Source organism: Bacillus sp. FJAT-29814, assembly GCF_001510715.1.
Classification (GTDB): domain Bacteria; phylum Bacillota; class Bacilli; order Bacillales; family Cytobacillaceae; genus Neobacillus.
Genome location: NZ_LMTJ01000001.1, coordinates 185,149 through 201,358, shown reverse-complemented (window position 1 = coordinate 201,358; position 16,210 = coordinate 185,149). Strand labels below are relative to the sequence as shown.

At 33.8% G+C, this 16,210-nt stretch carries 13 protein-coding genes and 1 pseudogene; 1 reads left to right on the top strand and 13 read right to left on the bottom strand.

The window, feature by feature from the left end; genetic code table 11:
• Window positions 1-41: 41 nt before the first annotated feature.
• The 7 genes and pseudogenes from AR334_RS01030 to AR334_RS01000 form a co-directional block, all read right to left on the bottom strand.
• Window positions 42-2,399: a hypothetical protein gene (locus AR334_RS01030; RefSeq protein WP_066303988.1), complete on the bottom strand. Its 2,358-nt coding sequence runs from the start codon at window positions 2,397-2,399 to the stop codon at window positions 42-44.
• 174 nt (window positions 2,400-2,573) lie between these two features.
• Window positions 2,574-3,203, bottom strand: a complete 630-nt coding sequence (locus tag AR334_RS01025) for a DUF1643 domain-containing protein (protein ID WP_066303987.1) — start codon at window positions 3,201-3,203, stop codon at window positions 2,574-2,576.
• A 76-nt stretch (window positions 3,204-3,279) separates the two neighbouring features.
• Complete coding sequence (locus AR334_RS01020) at window positions 3,280-3,987, bottom strand: hypothetical protein (RefSeq protein ID WP_066303986.1); 708 nt, start codon at window positions 3,985-3,987, stop codon at window positions 3,280-3,282.
• 107 nt (window positions 3,988-4,094) lie between these two features.
• Window positions 4,095-4,692: pseudogene (locus AR334_RS01015) on the bottom strand (S16 family serine protease); the annotation flags it as partial.
• A gap of 295 nt (window positions 4,693-4,987) precedes the next feature.
• Window positions 4,988-5,719 (bottom strand): TatD family hydrolase, encoded by a 732-nt coding sequence (locus tag AR334_RS01010; RefSeq protein WP_066303981.1) that lies wholly within the window; start codon window positions 5,717-5,719, stop codon window positions 4,988-4,990.
• Window positions 5,706-6,911: a 7-cyano-7-deazaguanine synthase gene (locus tag AR334_RS01005; RefSeq protein WP_066303979.1), complete on the bottom strand. Its 1,206-nt coding sequence runs from the start codon at window positions 6,909-6,911 to the stop codon at window positions 5,706-5,708. The genes AR334_RS01010 and AR334_RS01005 overlap by 14 nt, the downstream gene beginning before the upstream one ends.
• Complete coding sequence (locus AR334_RS01000) at window positions 6,911-7,546, bottom strand: hypothetical protein (RefSeq protein WP_066303977.1); 636 nt, start codon at window positions 7,544-7,546, stop codon at window positions 6,911-6,913. Before AR334_RS01000 ends, AR334_RS01005 begins: the two co-directional genes overlap by 1 nt.
• A gap of 554 nt (window positions 7,547-8,100) precedes the next feature.
• Between AR334_RS01000 and AR334_RS00995 the strand changes: the two genes are divergently transcribed.
• Window positions 8,101-8,412 (top strand): hypothetical protein, encoded by a 312-nt coding sequence (locus AR334_RS00995; RefSeq protein ID WP_172799136.1) that lies wholly within the window; start codon window positions 8,101-8,103, stop codon window positions 8,410-8,412.
• Window positions 8,413-8,953: 541 nt separating this feature from the next.
• Here AR334_RS00995 and AR334_RS00990 read toward each other — a convergent pair.
• From AR334_RS00990 to AR334_RS00965, 6 genes are all read right to left on the bottom strand, one after another.
• A complete protein-coding gene (locus AR334_RS00990; protein WP_066303974.1) occupies window positions 8,954-12,130 on the bottom strand; it encodes a DEAD/DEAH box helicase in 3,177 nt (1,058 codons plus the stop codon).
• A gap of 90 nt (window positions 12,131-12,220) precedes the next feature.
• The gene (locus AR334_RS00985; protein ID WP_066303970.1) at window positions 12,221-12,469 is read right to left on the bottom strand and encodes a hypothetical protein; all 249 of its coding nucleotides are present in this window, start codon (window positions 12,467-12,469) and stop codon (window positions 12,221-12,223) included.
• Between the two features lie 67 nt (window positions 12,470-12,536).
• Window positions 12,537-13,832 carry a replicative DNA helicase gene (dnaB, locus tag AR334_RS00980; RefSeq protein WP_066303968.1) on the bottom strand — a complete coding sequence of 432 codons (1,296 nt, stop codon included), beginning with the start codon at window positions 13,830-13,832 and terminating at the stop codon, window positions 12,537-12,539.
• The gene (locus tag AR334_RS00975; protein ID WP_066303966.1) at window positions 13,819-14,169 is read right to left on the bottom strand and encodes a replicative helicase loader/inhibitor; all 351 of its coding nucleotides are present in this window, start codon (window positions 14,167-14,169) and stop codon (window positions 13,819-13,821) included. The genes dnaB and AR334_RS00975 overlap by 14 nt, the downstream gene beginning before the upstream one ends.
• Window positions 14,162-14,941, bottom strand: a complete 780-nt coding sequence (locus AR334_RS00970; RefSeq protein WP_066303965.1) for a conserved phage C-terminal domain-containing protein — start codon at window positions 14,939-14,941, stop codon at window positions 14,162-14,164. Before AR334_RS00970 ends, AR334_RS00975 begins: the two co-directional genes overlap by 8 nt.
• Before the next feature lie 733 nt (window positions 14,942-15,674).
• The gene (locus tag AR334_RS00965) at window positions 15,675-16,166 is read right to left on the bottom strand and encodes a hypothetical protein (protein WP_066303963.1); all 492 of its coding nucleotides are present in this window, start codon (window positions 16,164-16,166) and stop codon (window positions 15,675-15,677) included.
• Window positions 16,167-16,210: the final 44 nt, after the last annotated feature.

Below are 16,210 nucleotides of genomic sequence, written 5' to 3'. Positions count from 1 at the left end.
TAATTTTCAAATAAGGCCTGCTTAAAATCACTTAAATTTTTCTAGTACAGATTTTTAAAAGGCCGATTTTTTTTAGTTTTTCGTTTACATATCTTCTGTCCCCATTCTTCAATTCGGTCCGCTGTTTGAAAAATAGAATTAAAACTTAATTCTGGTAATACTTTGTTTTTTTCATTTTTGTAATTCACCAAGTACTTTTCAGATGTTGAAATAAGTCCTAATCTATTACAGATTATGTAGGTCACGGTTTCAGCTTCTATTTCCTCTGTTATGATATTGCAGTCTGAACGATCAACCCACCAATTTATTGGGTCCATACCAAGATGACCACAGAATATATGAGCGAGTTCATGGATAAGGGTTGAGAATTGATCATTTTGTGGTAAATTAATATTAATTACTATTTTGTAGTTATAGACCAAAGGTGGTTCCTTTATATCATAATCTTCCTTATTATTTTTATTAACCCTCTGTGCATACCCCGCTTTATTTAATGCCAAGGATTCCATTATCACTTTAATTCCATTTAGGTCACAGTTACTAATCACATTTTCAAGAAAGAATTTTGGAAATTCCCCTTCTGTTTTAAATGGTCTAAGTATTTCTTCTGGAATATTCCTTCCAACTGTATCCATAACATCGTATAAAAACATAACTGGACCAAATGGTTGCAAAATTACCAGGGGTCTAGCATCCTCTTTGGGATATCTTTCAAAATTTCGTTCCCAATCACGGATAGAGGCTACGTAGGTTAAATTGGGATTTTGAATATGCATTAGCATACAGTTATATGGAGAGTATTTCTTAAATTTACTTATAAAACGAATTAATTCCATATACTCTTGACTATTTCTATATATTTCTGTCTTATAAAACAACTCATCAATAGCAGTCAGTTCGGAATCTTTTATTACTAATTCTTTAGATTCTCCTTGTTTTAAGCTACTTCTAAATATCACTATATTAGAAGTTGCTAAATTGGCAACTAAATAAGATAGATATAAAGGTGAATTAACGCCTTCATAGATTATTACTGTATCAGAATTTTTTATCATTTCTTTTTGTAAAGTACCATGTATAACAGTTGTAGCTAGTACTCTAGAATTTGATATCAAATTTTCTCTAATTGAAATCAATTCATTATTTAACGTTTTAAGATTTTCACGAGTTAATTTTGCTTGGAGTTCAACATTATATTTTCTTTTATTGCATTCATTTACAGATTGGTAACTTTCTTTATATAACTTCATTTTTGTATATTGAATATAAAGGTCATGTAATTGTTTCTGGGTAATTTCAAGTTCTTTCTCTTTACTATCTATATTGTTCTTGATTTCTCTTATTTTGCTTTGAAGAACATCTCTTTGACTTATCAATTTATCTCGTCTATTCCCTATTAGTAATAATCGGCATGGAGATTTACCAAGCTTTTCAGTTAGCTTTCTTTGTTCTTCCAGTAGACTATCTTTTTCGAATTTTAGATTATCCTTTACTCTTTTCACTTCATCGACATACGATTCATAAACTTTTATTATAGTAGTAAGTTCTTCATTTTTTTCAAAAGCTTTAATAACTTCTTCTAAATGAGATATTTCAGTTATATACTTACATAAATCATATTCATTATTATATATTTGATTTTTTATTTTTTTGTAACAATTTTCTTCTAAGCACTTTATGTCGATTATATTTTCATAATCAATTAATTCCTCTTTTATACTTGGACCTAATCTTAATATTTGTCCTTTAGTAAATTTGTTCCAAGGTTTCAATAAATCTAATATGACACTATCTACTAATATATTGTAATTAGAAGCAAACAGGACAGTCTTCCCTTTACTAAAAAACCGTTTAACTAAATAAGATATTATAGAAGAGTCTTCAACAAAAGTTGAGCTTTCAATTACAGTATATTTATTAGATGCAACATGTGAAAAAAAATCTTTTTGATTATTAACTAAATTATTTGTTATGCTATCCCTTATTTGATTTTTTTTATTTGATACGTCATCTTTTCCTAATGACCGATTAATTAATGTTTGCACACTATTATTTTCGGCAAACTTTAGTTCGCTTAAAACTTTTTCAAGAAATATATTATATTCAATGATAAGATTAGCACTATGAATAAAATATCCAAAATCTTTATCCAAAGATATCTTTAATTTCTTTTTGCTTATACTAAGTATTTCTCCCTGAGACTCTTTGTCGGCAAATAGACGTATTGGTGTACCGTCTAAGAGTTCCAAATCCTCCTCTAATTCAAATTCATACATATAATAATCTAGTGCATTGTAGTTAATTTTATAACCATTTGAAAGGAGAACTTCCATTGTTCTTTTCTTGTTTATCAAATTCATATCTTTTTCAATAGAATAGATTAGATCATTGATATCCACGGGCAGATGATCTCCTTAATTAATATTTACAATACATGCAATGATTTTTCGAAAGTTAAACTACTTGTGAATAAATACTTAGCATACTTTCATTTTTCCATAAAAATAACGGATAAATACACTGGAATTTATATCAAGTATTATATTATTATATTTTCAAATTTGAAGGTCTTTTTACCATTCAAACCTTTCCATTTTCTCAAAATCAAACCAACTCCATCCATGCTGTGGAAATTTCCAGTTTCCATCCTTAACTAGATTTCCTACACACCATAATTCATCACAATTCAATATTTGCTTCATCTCTTGTATACGTTCACGATAGTTTTGATTAAACCCCTTCCGTTTTGGATAGCCGCCCCATGCAACAATAACCCGATCTCCATTTTTGAGGTTTTCAATTATGGTTTGAATTTTTTTATTGTTTTTACTTAAATTATCACCACCATATATGTTCTCATCATGAATACTATTAAACACTGAGCCATAAACAGCGAATAAATTTAAGATGATTACCTTTGAGAAATTTTCCTCATGTTTATATACATAGTCAGTTACCTTGTATATAGTCTCGTCTGAAAGTCTCCGATTATTGTTGCAATCATATTTTCCAGCTTTACTAGGATTTTTCATTATCACAACTGCAGTTTTTTCTTTCTTCTGATTACGTTTTTTAAATGGCATTGTTATAGAATAACGATAATAACTAGTATCTATCTCATTTAAGGGTGGATCAGTAATAATATTTTCCTCATCTATAAAGTTCGAAAAATATATAGGCTTCTTTTCTTTTTCCTTAGTCATAATCTACTTTCCCTCCTATCCGAGAATAACATCAGTATTATACAAGATTTATCCCAAGTAATGTTAATTGAACTACTTATAATTTATTAGCTAGATTCTTTAAATTATAAACATAAGTTGGATCCTTAGTTACTTTTATGACAGCAGTTATTAGGTCAAGTTTCTTTGTTTTCTCAAGATTTCCGTTAATTACCTCTAACAAAATTAAGTACTTTTCCAAAGGATAAACATTTCTCAATTGATTCATAGATATATTATCAAAAAAATTGGCAATATCAGTGACTACAACATAGTTATATATATTAGTAAAGTCCCATATTCTACTTTGAAAATCAGGCCAAAGTTGTCTCCAATCATATGGAAATGAATCATCAATATCCTCAATTGATTTTCTCCCATGACTTCTACTAAAGTATGACTGTTTTGATGGTTGTTTACTTAATATTATGGGGGAAATACCATCAACTATGGTTTGTAGGACTATTGCATCTTGAGGAGATGGTATTTGTAAATGCCTAGATATACCATTCCCTTTTTCAACTCTAATAATATATGATTGCTTGGGGTAATAAACTCCACTAGTCACTTGATTTAAAATAACATTAAATAGTGAGTCTTTGTTTTTATGAAAATCATAATAATCATGTAAGTCAGTAACTTCTTGCTTCCTTAAACCATCTCTTACTGTATTTTTCCACGCAGCCTTCATATTCGAATGTGTAAAAACGGAAGTTAAATCAACTTCTCTCTCTTTCAATCGAACTGTGCTATTTGTTAGTATCATAATTTATCACCTGTACAAAATCGAGATATACTATCATTCGACAAAACCCATGATTTTCCTGCAAAAAGCCAGAAATCATTTGATTTCTGCTAGCAAAGTTATTTAGTTCATACAACCCCCAAAGCCTTAAAAACAGCATCTTCCGGACTTTGGTAAAAACTAATTTGAAACTTAGCAAATAATTCTGGTGGAACAGTCCCTATATTAACAGCAGAAACCATTGGTAATAGAACTTTTTTTTCCCCTGAATCAAAGCAAACCTGTAAAACATTTGCAAGTTCTTCTACCTTGTTAATAGTACCACTTATACTTATTGCTCCAAGAACAGCAAATTGACTTTGCACGGGCTTTTGCATGGCTCCAGAACACAATGCAATAAAGGCTGCAAGAGACAGTTCACTAGTTAACCCAATCCCATGAATATCCTGAATATGCATCAAATAATTCTTCAAGGTTTTACTTATCGAACCACTTATATTTTTACTGTTGGCTTTAAAATATCGAAAAGCAGTATCAATACTTTCTTTAGCTTCACGGTCCGTCCCAAGGCCAGTTCTTTCAAACTTACCACTGCCACTAACAACTTCGGTTTCAATTTTTAAAAGTACCAATCATGCCTGATTTACCACGTGCAACAGTGTATATATGTCCCGGCTTGCCTAAACCTTCAGGGATAATTTTGCCGCCACCTTGTTCTGGAACATTCTACCTTTTTCACCCGTTTTCCTCAAAAACAAAAAACACCCACAAACATTGATATATCAACGTTTGTCAGTGTTCTATAGTTTCTAAGATACCGGTGGTCGGGATATAGAATCCTATCTAAAGTTTTTTTAATGGCTTGTGTAAAATAAAATGGATGTAAAAAATTTATAAGTAATACCCCATTTATTACTTTTACACAATTATGTAAGGTATCTTTACCTAAAAATGATTAGTACTAATATTTAATTATAATCATTATGTAATTATGTAATCATTGAATTATAAATTCATGGTATTACTTTGAAAGATCCTTTTCTAAAAGTAAACGCTTAAAATTTTTAAACACTATTTCTTCAAAGTCAGGTATTATTTTTTCTATCATTAAATAAATATTCTTTATATCTTTTGGGTGAATTGTTTGCTTATTTATCCTAACAAATGGTCCATCCGTTTCAAACAACAGCAAGTTCCGAGGAATTCGCTCAATAACTTTTTTTCCACTATTGGTTAGTACCATTTTAGGGTTAATTGAAAAGTAATATCCATTATCTACAAGTTTATCCAAAGTAGTTAACTTCCCCGTGTACCAATGTAAAATAGCGTGTTTCACTTTATTATTTAGTAGTACCTTTAAAACATCGTCCTCAGATTGGTTTGAATGTATTGAGTACACTCTTCCTTTTGAGAAATGAGATGAGGTAACATAATCAAAAATCTCATATTGTTTTCTTCGTATTTCCTTAAATTCATTCTTATAGTCTAATCCTACTTCACCAATATACTTTGTGTTATCTATATATTTATCAAACAAGTGATATTTAAACTCAAATTCGCTTGCAACCTGTGGGTGATAACCCAGACACAGCCTTACATATTTATAGTTGTTAAATACCTTTTGATGTTTTTCATATAATTCCGGTAAATTTGTAACAAATAAAGTATAAATACGGTTCTTTTCATAACTCTCAGCTATTTGATCTGGATATGAATAAAAATCAATGTGGACATGAGTATCAATTAGGGTCATACTTGTTTAAAAACCTTTCAAATTCATTTGAAAACTTCTCTAACATTTGTTTATTTCTTATTAAGTAATCCTCAATTCCTTGATAATACTCCTTTTTTACATCCATTTCAAGGTGAATTCGCTTCTCTCTAATTAGATAAAAATAGTCCATGAAGTACTGAATGTTGGATTCATAATCTTTTCGATAAACAATTTCTGTAATATCAGAATACTTTATATTATAATCATAATAGTACTTATCATCATATTCTTCATTATCATAAGCTGCAATGGAAATTTTTCTAAGTAAGCAAGGAATGCATATACCACATTGTCCTTTATGAATTCTTTCTGGATGAGTTCTACTCTGACCACACGTAAAAGTATATTTTATTTGTGATTTAAAATTCTTATCCATGTTATCGATAATTTGCCCTTTTGTTTCAAACATAAAAGGGTGATTTATTTTTATATCAAAATTCTGATTAAATAGAATATTATTATACATATATATTGTCTTGGGGTGAGTTGTCTTTGTTGTGAATCTACCGGAGATTTCTGGGTTTAATGATAGTATTCCATTTTCGTACAAATACACTTCATTTGAGTTGTTAAAAAAGGCATTGGCGACTGCAAGTGCCATATACAGTAGTGATCTAGTTGCTTGGGTGTAGGTATTTTTTCTTAGATTTGGTTTGTCTATAAGTAGGATTTTAGACTCCGCACTATTTATTTTTCTATAAAATTCAGCAATTTTTCTTTGTCGGGTAGCTTCCTCATTTTTGTTAATGAACCCAATGTAATCGCTCTTTACTCCATTTTTGTAGTTAAAAAACGCTCCAGATAATGAGTCTAATCCTCCCGAAAATAATGTAGTGTTTAAATCAGAGTTAATAGAAAGTGTTATATTTTCGAAGGGTTCAAGTTTATTTTCATAAAAACTTAGATTATATTCATCACCTGAAACCCAATTAGCAAGTTGTTCAATATCCCTTTTAGCATTCTCCCATATATTAGGACGAAAAAGTGGAATATCTAAATTTATCGTTCTTGGTCGATCTCCAACTTTTGATTCGTATATGTCTGCACAATAGATACTACCCATTATAGTAACAAAATCTAATGGTATAAGGTTTGATTCTTCATCGTTGTATGAAAAATCTTTCAATAGATCTTTGTGTAGGTTAGCAAGGAATTTATACTCTAGCGCCATTAAAATACCCCGAATTCAGCATTATCTGTAGCTTTAGTAATAACTTCTAATAAATTGCTGAATGAGACCTTCCTATCAACAAAATCATTTACTTTTGAACACACTTCGTTATTCATTATTTTATCTGTTAACGAGGTAACCATTTTCTTTATCTGTATATATGATAAATCTTCATAACTATCTTTTAGGGTCTCGTATAGTTCACTTAAAAGAAGTTGGTAGACGACCTGATAAAATAATAGTTGTGAAAACACATATACATCAAAGGATTCTTCTTCTAGTAATTGAGTCATAACAATTTTAAGTGCTTTCTCTAAAACTTTAGAATTAATTTTGCTCCCGTCTTCTATTTCTTTAAGTATCATTTCTAAAAATTCTTGCTGCGTGAGCTCATCTTCAATTATTTCTTTTTTTGTTTTGCCCTTATATCCACTGTTACCTAATGAAATAAACCTTTTAGTTACTACCTCAATAGTGGTGTTAACTACCTCTTCATTATCCAAAGACTTTGTTAACGATTCTTGAGATAAAACTACTTTTGAGATATCAGGAGCGAAAACATTCAGTTGATCTAAAGGTTTTTCTTTAAGCATTTTTTTAATTTCGTTATTCATGTTTTTCTTCGATGTTCCCATTACATAATCCCCCCTTGGTAATTTGATTTTTTTATGAAAAATAATTGAAATAGAATCTATTACTATTATAAACTATTTTTCTCAATATACAAAAGTTTCCAAAACAAATATACAACCCTCGTATTTTGGCGGATGTTAATAACAAGGGTGGATAAATATGTCTGAATCAATAAGAGGAGTTATCGCTAGTGCCTACGACAGATTGGAAGAGGCTCATTGGAATATTCATCAAATTAAAGGGTGATAAAAGAAGTTCCTCAGATACTTCAAATGGAATTAAAAAATAGAACTTGCTTTACGCAATGGTACAGGGAAAGACGTCAAATTACAAATGCAGATCCCTTGATTGCAGACTTATTTAAGAAGCGTGATATTGTAGTACATAAATCAATGTTAAAACCATAGAGGAGTGCTTATCTTGGTATAACTGAAGGAAGAAGGTTAAAAATGGGAATGCGTATGCCGCTTGATCCATTTCAAGTAGCGATTTTCTTATGGTGAGATATCTGTTAATAAATGCCAAATCTAGTAAAGATATGGATGTTTTTTGGATATTGGGTAACGATGAAGAACAATTACCATGTATCGTGCGTCATTGGGGATTAGAACCTTTTGAAGATGAAATCTTGGAGTTAGCTGTACAAGCATGGGAACAAATTACTGTCTTAATAAAAGATACTATAGAGTGGTTGGGTGACGATCCAACTCAATTGAGACTAAGTATTGATTGCATACATAGTAGTTCTTCAGTTGCTCTTTTAACTTATAGGCGGGAATGGATAAAAATCTTAAATAAAGCAATTGATGGGGGAAAAGAATTTAATGAACTAATGCATATACTTAGAGGACTAAGATATCGACATTAATATCAGGATCAATTGTTTCTTATAATTCGATGTATAAACTGTATAAACAAAAGAACTTATACCTTCCCCATTTAGGTTTAATTTCGTGTAAAAAGTAAGAGAGATATTATTAAAAATGGGGAAATTACACTATTATTTTAATACAAAAACGAAATCAGCCAGCAATTTTTTGTGCTGGCTTGCTACAATTCTTAAGATAAACGATTTAATATTTACATAACCCTTCCTTGAATTAGAAAAGTAGCCTAGTTCGGCAGATGATCCTTAATTCTTGTAATCCATTGGTTGAACAAATAATTTCCTTTTAAGAGCAGATTATCAGCAACAGCTATTAACCTGACAGATTCATGTAGCATTTTTGAATTGGATTTTACAAAAATAAAAAAAGCAAAGAATTTACATTCTTTGCTCAGCCTAAATATTATTTACTCGGTCCCTCAAGTTCTTTTCTCAATTCATCTGGAATCAACTCTTGCAAAAAATGAAATGCCGTTTTTCTTTGCAAATGTTTAGTTAAGTAACCAAATAACTTTCTCTCTAATTAAATTCCAATGATTTGTTCCATTTTCACTTCTTCTACGATATAATGTTGTTGATTTACCACATAAACATATACTGATCCATTTAATTCTTGGTAATCATTTAATTCCAATTGCTGTGAAAGCAACTCTAAATACGGTGTTAATAAAATAAATCGTGTATTCCCCTCTGCTTCTTCACTCGTGAAATCGACTAAGCCAAATGCATTCTTAGCACGGATATTTAATCGTCCATTTTGATATTCATACTCTTTTACAGCTTCTATGAAATCTTTTGGGATAATACGTGCTGCACTTACAATTGGTTGTACATGCAGTTGTGTAATCGGCTTAATGGACCGTAACTGAATACTTCTTTCCCTTTCAATATCTTCAAGCCTATCTTTACTACGTTCCTCTAAGTCTTCAATTTGAGTATAGGTTTGGTTAATTAATGCGCTATTTTTATTATTTAAGTTATCACTTAAATAATTTGTTAATCTTTCTTGTAGCGTTTGCATTTGTTCATCAAATGAACGACGTAAATAAGTACTCTTTCTGTTTAAATAATCATCACGTTTCATTTGAACAGATTGAAGTATTTTTTTTGCTTGAAGAATAGATTCTTTTTTAAATGATTTATCTTCTGTACCTACTGTATTGATTAATTCAAATTGCTTTTGGAATAGGAAATACGGATCTACTTGAATGAACTCCCCAGTTTCTCTTTTAGCTAATAACATTAATTCTTGTTCTAACTCTCGGCCTGTACCATCAACTACACTAATACGGCTAATTTCTAATGTTAAAGGTTCACTAACATACGTTTTTACTGTACAAATTGGTAAAGCCACTTGTTGTAACTCTTGACTCGCTAATTCCATCGCTAATTTTTTTAATGGATGGTCATTCGGTAATATAGATAACTGTTCTGTTTGTTTATCTGGTCTTAATGTAAACCGTAATGATTCATCAGTTCTTAAAGAATATTTTCGCTTCTTAATTAGTTCACGAATATTTTTAGGGAAACGATCAATTCGAACTGTATTGCCATCATTTGAGATATTTACTTTAATACGTGTTTCTTCAAACTGTTTTACTACAAACTCACCATAGACTCGCGATGGCATACTGCTAATTGAAATTTCTTGATATGCACGTCTTGCACCCGGTAAATCAAAACTGGAATCATCTAAGCGTTCTTGTTTAGCTAATTCTAATAATCGTTCATGTTCTTCAGATAATGTTTTTTCCATTTGTGCAATCAGCTCATCTAAATTTTCACGGCCGCTAATTGCTTCCTCCATTAAGTGAGATAAATCGATATTATTTTCTTCTAGCACCTCACCAATAATATCATAGACTTGATCTTGTCCTAAATCTGTGCGCATTTGTTCCATCTTATCAAGTAGACGTATCAGTACATCTCCTTCACGTGTATTCTTCGCAACAAGATTAAAAACGAATACTTCATTCTTTTGTCCAATACGATGAATACGTCCCATACGCTGTTCTAAACGATTTGGATTCCACGGAATATCGTAGTTAATCATTTGATTACAGAATTGAAGGTTAATAGATTCTCCCCCGGCATCTGTAGCAAGCATAATTTGGACATCATTTCGGAATCGCTCCACTTGTTCACGACGTTGATCCATCGAAAAATTCCCAACAATTTTTGTGACTTCAGGTACATGTTGTAGGAGCTTTCTTTCAAGATAATATAAAGTATCTTTTGATTCCGTAAAAATAAGAATTTTTTCTCCTTTGGAAAGCAATCCATCCTGACCGAATAACGTGTTTTCAAGCTCTATATATTTACGCTCAATATCCTGATTTACGAGCATCCCTGCTTTACGAACTAATCCATCTAGAATTTCTATTTCTAACTTTAGTTCCTCTATATCAATAACATCAGTTTCTCCTTCAACTAAAGTCTCTATTTCTTCTTGTTCGTCTGTTGAAAGTTCATCGTAGTCAAATGGCTCAATTGATTTATTGGCCGTTAACTCAGACTCTAATAATTCTTCTAACTTTTCTTTACGTCGTTTTAGGGATAAATAAATAGCATCTAAAGACGAACTTAGACGACGTTGTAAAATCATCATCGCAAATGCTACGTTTGGTTTATTATTTTGTTTTGCTCGATTAAAATGCTCGCGTGCATAAGCAGTTACATCTTCATAAAGCTCGCGTTCACCATAACTTAAATCAAATGTAATTGTCGTTGTCGTTCTTTTCGGAAATAACGGAGTACCATCAAAATTTTTCATTGTCTCCTTTAAACGACGAATAACAAAAGGATTACTCTTTTCATATATAGAATCACCTGTATTTAAACGTGAAAAAATATCATGGTCTACCAAACTCATTAAATGTCGGAAATTTTCTTTATCTCCTTTATGGGGTGTAGCCGTTAGTAATAAGCAATGCTCTGTATGACGTAGTAAACTCTCACCAAGCTGGTAAATTTTCGTACGATTCACTTTACGTTTCTTGATGCCATGTGTATATGCAGCCATTTTATGAGCTTCATCAACGATTACTAAATCAAATTGTGCTTTTAAAATAAATGCTTTAATTTCTTCACGTGAAGCCCAATAAATTGATGCAATTATTTTGTCATGTGATTCGAATGGATTTACTTCACTTGAGCTATTTAATAAACTTCGATTTACAATGGTAAACTCTTCTCCAAACTTATCTTTTAGCTCTTCCTGCCATTGTTTCAGTACTATCGGGGGAACTAAAATTAAAATTCGCTCTGCTGCTTGTCTTGCAATTAACTCACGTATTAACATACCCGACATTATCGTTTTCCCTGCGCCCGGATCATCCGCTAATAAATATCGTACTTGAGGTGACTGTAACATGCGACTATACACTGCTTCAATTTGGTGTGGAAGGGGGATAATCTTTTTGTTTCCTCGCGCACGAGCCTTCGAAAATTTATCCTCTGTCTTTAAAATGTAGTATTGTAAATAGTGTTGCAGTCTTTCAGAGTTAAATGAACTTTCCTCATCTTGAATGTTTTCTAATTGTGATAGTTGCGCCCTATCTAAATACTGCTCATAATATTTATTAGTTTTACGCCCAATTGATTCAACTAAAAATAAATCATCGTCAATTTCTTCAAAATGCTTAATTTCAACAATTTCCGGCCAAAAAGATCCTTTAATAATTTCTCCTATCTTTAACAAAATAACATCCCTCTCAATACTTACGTTCTCTTAGTTTAAATTATATAGTAAACTCCCAGATACTGTTAGAAGAAATATAAGAAAAAAAAACTAGAGAACGGAAAAATCAGAACGAATCAACTCGTACTCAAAGCAGAATCGGTCTAGTAATGCTTGTGCATTCTCCTTCGAAGCACCCAGTTCAAGAGCGATCAGTATTTTTGAGATGCGATAGATTCCGATACTAGTAGTACAACTATTCGTAAGCAGGTAAATATAAAAACTTCTCTCTTCTACATTCATCTTTTTAAAAAATGGTTCTTCCCAAATTTCAACATTAATACCTCTACGATTTCCCATGATTAACACTTCCCTTTTCATTATTTTTTAAAAAACTTCAGGTCGCCTTAGGGGCTATTACTTATGCCTAGAGGTTAACGAACGCCCCATATTGTTTGTTAAACCCGAGCTCAATGGTCCCGGTCGGTCCATTGCGGTGTTTTGCCAGAATGATTTCCATCCTGTTTTTCTTTGGCGAATCGCTATGATAATAATCGTCGCGGTACAGAAATGCGATCAGGTCAGCATCCTGTTCAATTTGCCCGCTTTCGCGAAGGTCCGAGAGAATCGGGTGTTTGTCATGTCTGGATTCGACTCCCCGGCTTAACTGCGAGAGGGCGATGACCGTGACGTTCAGTTCCCTTGCCATGGTCTTGAGCGCCCGGCTGATTTCGCTGATTTCTGCTTGGCGGTTTTGATAGTTTTTTCTATCGCCTTCAAGAAGCTGCAAATAGTCAATCACCACAAGGAGGCGCCTATTCTCACCATATTCCTTGCGCGCTTTGCGGACCTTTGACCTGATATAGGCCACATCCATTCCAGCCCGGTCAAAGATATGCAACTGCAGGTTTGACAGTCTTCCGATTCCATTGGCAAATTGTTCCCACTCCTCGTCCCCAAACGACTGTTGCGGATTCCGCATTTTGAGGCTGTCGATTCGCCCTGTGCATCCGGTCATTCGCTTGACGAGCTGTTTCTTGGACATTTCCAGTGAAAAAACAAGGCTCACATCATTTTCTGCTGCTTGAAGTACCAAATTCAGCGCGAATGCGGTCTTCCCCATACTTGGCCGTGCCCCGATAATCACCAAGTCTGAAGCTTGAAATCCGCCTGTCAACCTGTCCAAATTATGAAAACCGGAGGGGATTCCGACCATTTCACCTTGCTCCTGCTCGCACTCTACAAATAACTCCACCAATGATGAGGTGATTTCACCCGTGTCATCGTCGGTCTGCTCTTCTTCAATTGTCATGAGTTCATGGATGCCGTCCCTTAGTGTTTTGTCAATATCCTCACTGGTTGCCTCGTCGATTATTTTTTGACCAACTGCGATCATCTTTCGTTTTTTGTCGTACTCCTTGACCAGTTTTTCATAGGAGCGAAAATGGGCTATACTTGGCACACTGCCTGCCAATTGGGAAATGTAGCACATCCCTCCGGATGTCCGAATTCGCTCTACTCCGATTTCATTGAGTATCGTAACCAGGTCAACTGGTTTTCCTGTTTCCACTAGGCTACGAATGCCCGCATAAATGAGTCTTAGATGCGGAAGGTGCAGCTGTTCCGGGCGAACATTACACTCTTTTACTAAGTCACCATCGAGGAAAAAGGACCCGACAAACGCTTCTTCCGCTTCTTGATTATAAGGTTCAAATGGTGTCATCCTGCTTCTCCCTTTCTATGCCCAATAGCTTTCTGATATTGGCCAGTTCTTTCTGTACGACTTCGTTCGTTGCCGGCACATCATGACGGGTGAGGATGACCTTTGTCTTATCTGGATCCGGAACAATTCCTGATCCAGTGGACTTTATGTAAAGCTCCGACACCTTGGGTGGAAAAGGTGATTGCCGCACGTGTTTTAGCAGATTCTCCTCCATGTCGACAAACGTACTGTCCTTCACTGCCTCGTGCCAAAGGTTCACCTTCTCTTGATCAAAACTAAACTGTTCATAAAACACCGAAATCATTTTCAATAGGGCAAATGTTTCCCGCTTATTCATCTAAATCAAAGTCCTCCTCGTTTAGCTCTTTTTTCCATGACTTTTGGTTGCGATAGGCCTCAAATTTCGACCCAAATAATGTTTCCGGCCGGAGATATTTGCACATGACCGGATCCTCCAGCCATTCCGCCGCCTTTAAGTCGATTACCGCTTTGAAATCCTCCAGGGTAAACCCTTCTCTTGCCCTTGCCCGAATCAGTTCCTTTGTTTTCGGGCTGCTTGGCTTGTAAGCTGCATTTGTTTTTTCATTCAGGTATTGGATGACTTCGGCAACTGGTATTTTCTCTGGTACCGTTGCTGGTGTTGCTTGTTTTGGCATCGATTCGTCTACGCTGTCATCCAACAACTCATATAAGTCGACCTGCTTGTTGTTTGGGTCTGTTTCTGCTGCCGTTGTCTCATGATCGGCTCGATGTGGTTCCTCTGAAGGGGTGATTTGCTCCCCTTCTGTCAGTTCCTCCAGCTGTTGGTAATCGATGGTATACCACTTGGTCTTATCCATTTTCGACCGATTCCAGTTCCCGGATAGCAGCAATCCTTGCTTTTCCAGCGAGTGAATGGTCCGTTTAATCGTGCTTTCAGACCAGAACGGAAGCTGTTCCTGCCACTCCTTATACGTGTTAAAAATCCACTTCCGACCTCCAATGACATGTCTGCTTCCATGAACCCAATAATGGATTTGCTGCAGGATCACAGCTTCGTTCAGGCCAATTTTTACTGCCAGTGATGGAATGATCATCACCGGGTTTTCGTTGATTAATAACTTGCTCACCCTATTTCCTCCTCTTTTTTAATCACCAATGGACTGGTTCGTCCTGCTTGAAGGGCTGACCGATGCATCGGCTCATCCGCTTCACCCTCTATATACCGATTAGGACTTAAAAAGGACAGGGTGGTTTAAAAAATTTTTTGTGAGTTTTATTTTTATTTGTGGATAGGATGTTTTTACTTGCGGATAAGCGGTTTTTATTTGCCTATAGCATTCTTTTACTTGCGGATAAGCGGTTTTTATTTGCGGATTGACTTTTTATTCGGGTTTCGTAATGTGGAGACAAGTATATATATTTCTCTGTTGTATTCTTTGAAGTAATCTATGTGTTAATCTCTGGTATTGCTTGGTTCGGGATTGTTTCATCCATGAAGCAGACTGGATAGGTATACGGGTCATCCTGAGACGCACATGGCTTAATCTGCATTTTACATCCGTTCCATTTGGGTCGTGAGCAGCTCAAGTTGATGTTTGGCTTCCACAGTGTCACTTATAAAACTTGGCAGAGAAAGTCGTCCGGTATTTTTAACAAAAAAATAAGCAACGCGATTGCGTTGCTTTAATCTACTATTTCTCATACTAAGTTGACTTAGATATTTTATAATTTTTATGATTGACTATTGTTGTAATGTTGACATCTAGTTAAAACGCCTGGATAGCTATCCAAGTTCATGGACTATCATTATTTGTTTGAATATTTTCTGAAGGGTGCCTGGCACTTTGTTACATTTTCATTTTAAATTTCAACTCTTTTTTCAAGGCTGAATAATCTTTTATCCATTTCTGTTACTCTTTTGTTAATATAATCCACTTCGAAATCAAGATTTTTCTTTTGTAATTTTAGAAGGCCGATTACGTCATCTTTTTGGGAAGCCTCGATTCTTTTCACCGTATCAAATACCTGGTCAAGTTTATCTCCCATGTTATGTTGTCTATCATCAATTTGTTCTAGCTTAGCTTCCATGTTATGCTGTCTATCATCAATTTGTTCTAGTTTAGTTTCCATGTTATACTGTCTATCATCAATTTGTTCTAGTTTACTTTCCATGTTATGCTGTCTATCATCCATACGTTCAAGTTTTTCTTCCATTCTTTCCTGTCTATCATCCATACGTACGAGTTTTTCTTCCATTCTTTCCTGTCTGTCATCCATACGTACGAGCTTTTCTTCCATTCTTTCCTGTCTATCATTCATTTTTTCTAACAAATCCAATATTTTGGTTTCCATTTTGTTCACCATCCATGAATTTATTATATAGTTTTTCAGCTTTC

Coding starts and splice junctions, on each gene's coding strand:
- AR334_RS01025 (WP_066303987.1), bottom strand. CDS start 3,203: ATGACTAAGGAAAAAGAAAAGAAGCCTATATATTTTTCGAACTTTATA.
- AR334_RS01020 (WP_066303986.1), bottom strand. CDS start 3,987: ATGATACTAACAAATAGCACAGTTCGATTGAAAGAGAGAGAAGTTGAT.
- AR334_RS01010 (WP_066303981.1), bottom strand. CDS start 5,719: ATGACCCTAATTGATACTCATGTCCACATTGATTTTTATTCATATCCA.
- AR334_RS01005 (WP_066303979.1), bottom strand. CDS start 6,911: ATGGCGCTAGAGTATAAATTCCTTGCTAACCTACACAAAGATCTATTG.
- AR334_RS01000 (WP_066303977.1), bottom strand. CDS start 7,546: ATGGGAACATCGAAGAAAAACATGAATAACGAAATTAAAAAAATGCTT.
- AR334_RS00985 (WP_066303970.1), bottom strand. CDS start 12,469: ATGGGAAATCGTAGAGGTATTAATGTTGAAATTTGGGAAGAACCATTT.
- dnaB (WP_066303968.1), bottom strand. CDS start 13,832: ATGACACCATTTGAACCTTATAATCAAGAAGCGGAAGAAGCGTTTGTC.
- AR334_RS00975 (WP_066303966.1), bottom strand. CDS start 14,169: ATGAATAAGCGGGAAACATTTGCCCTATTGAAAATGATTTCGGTGTTT.
- AR334_RS00965 (WP_066303963.1), bottom strand. CDS start 16,166: ATGGAAACCAAAATATTGGATTTGTTAGAAAAAATGAATGATAGACAG.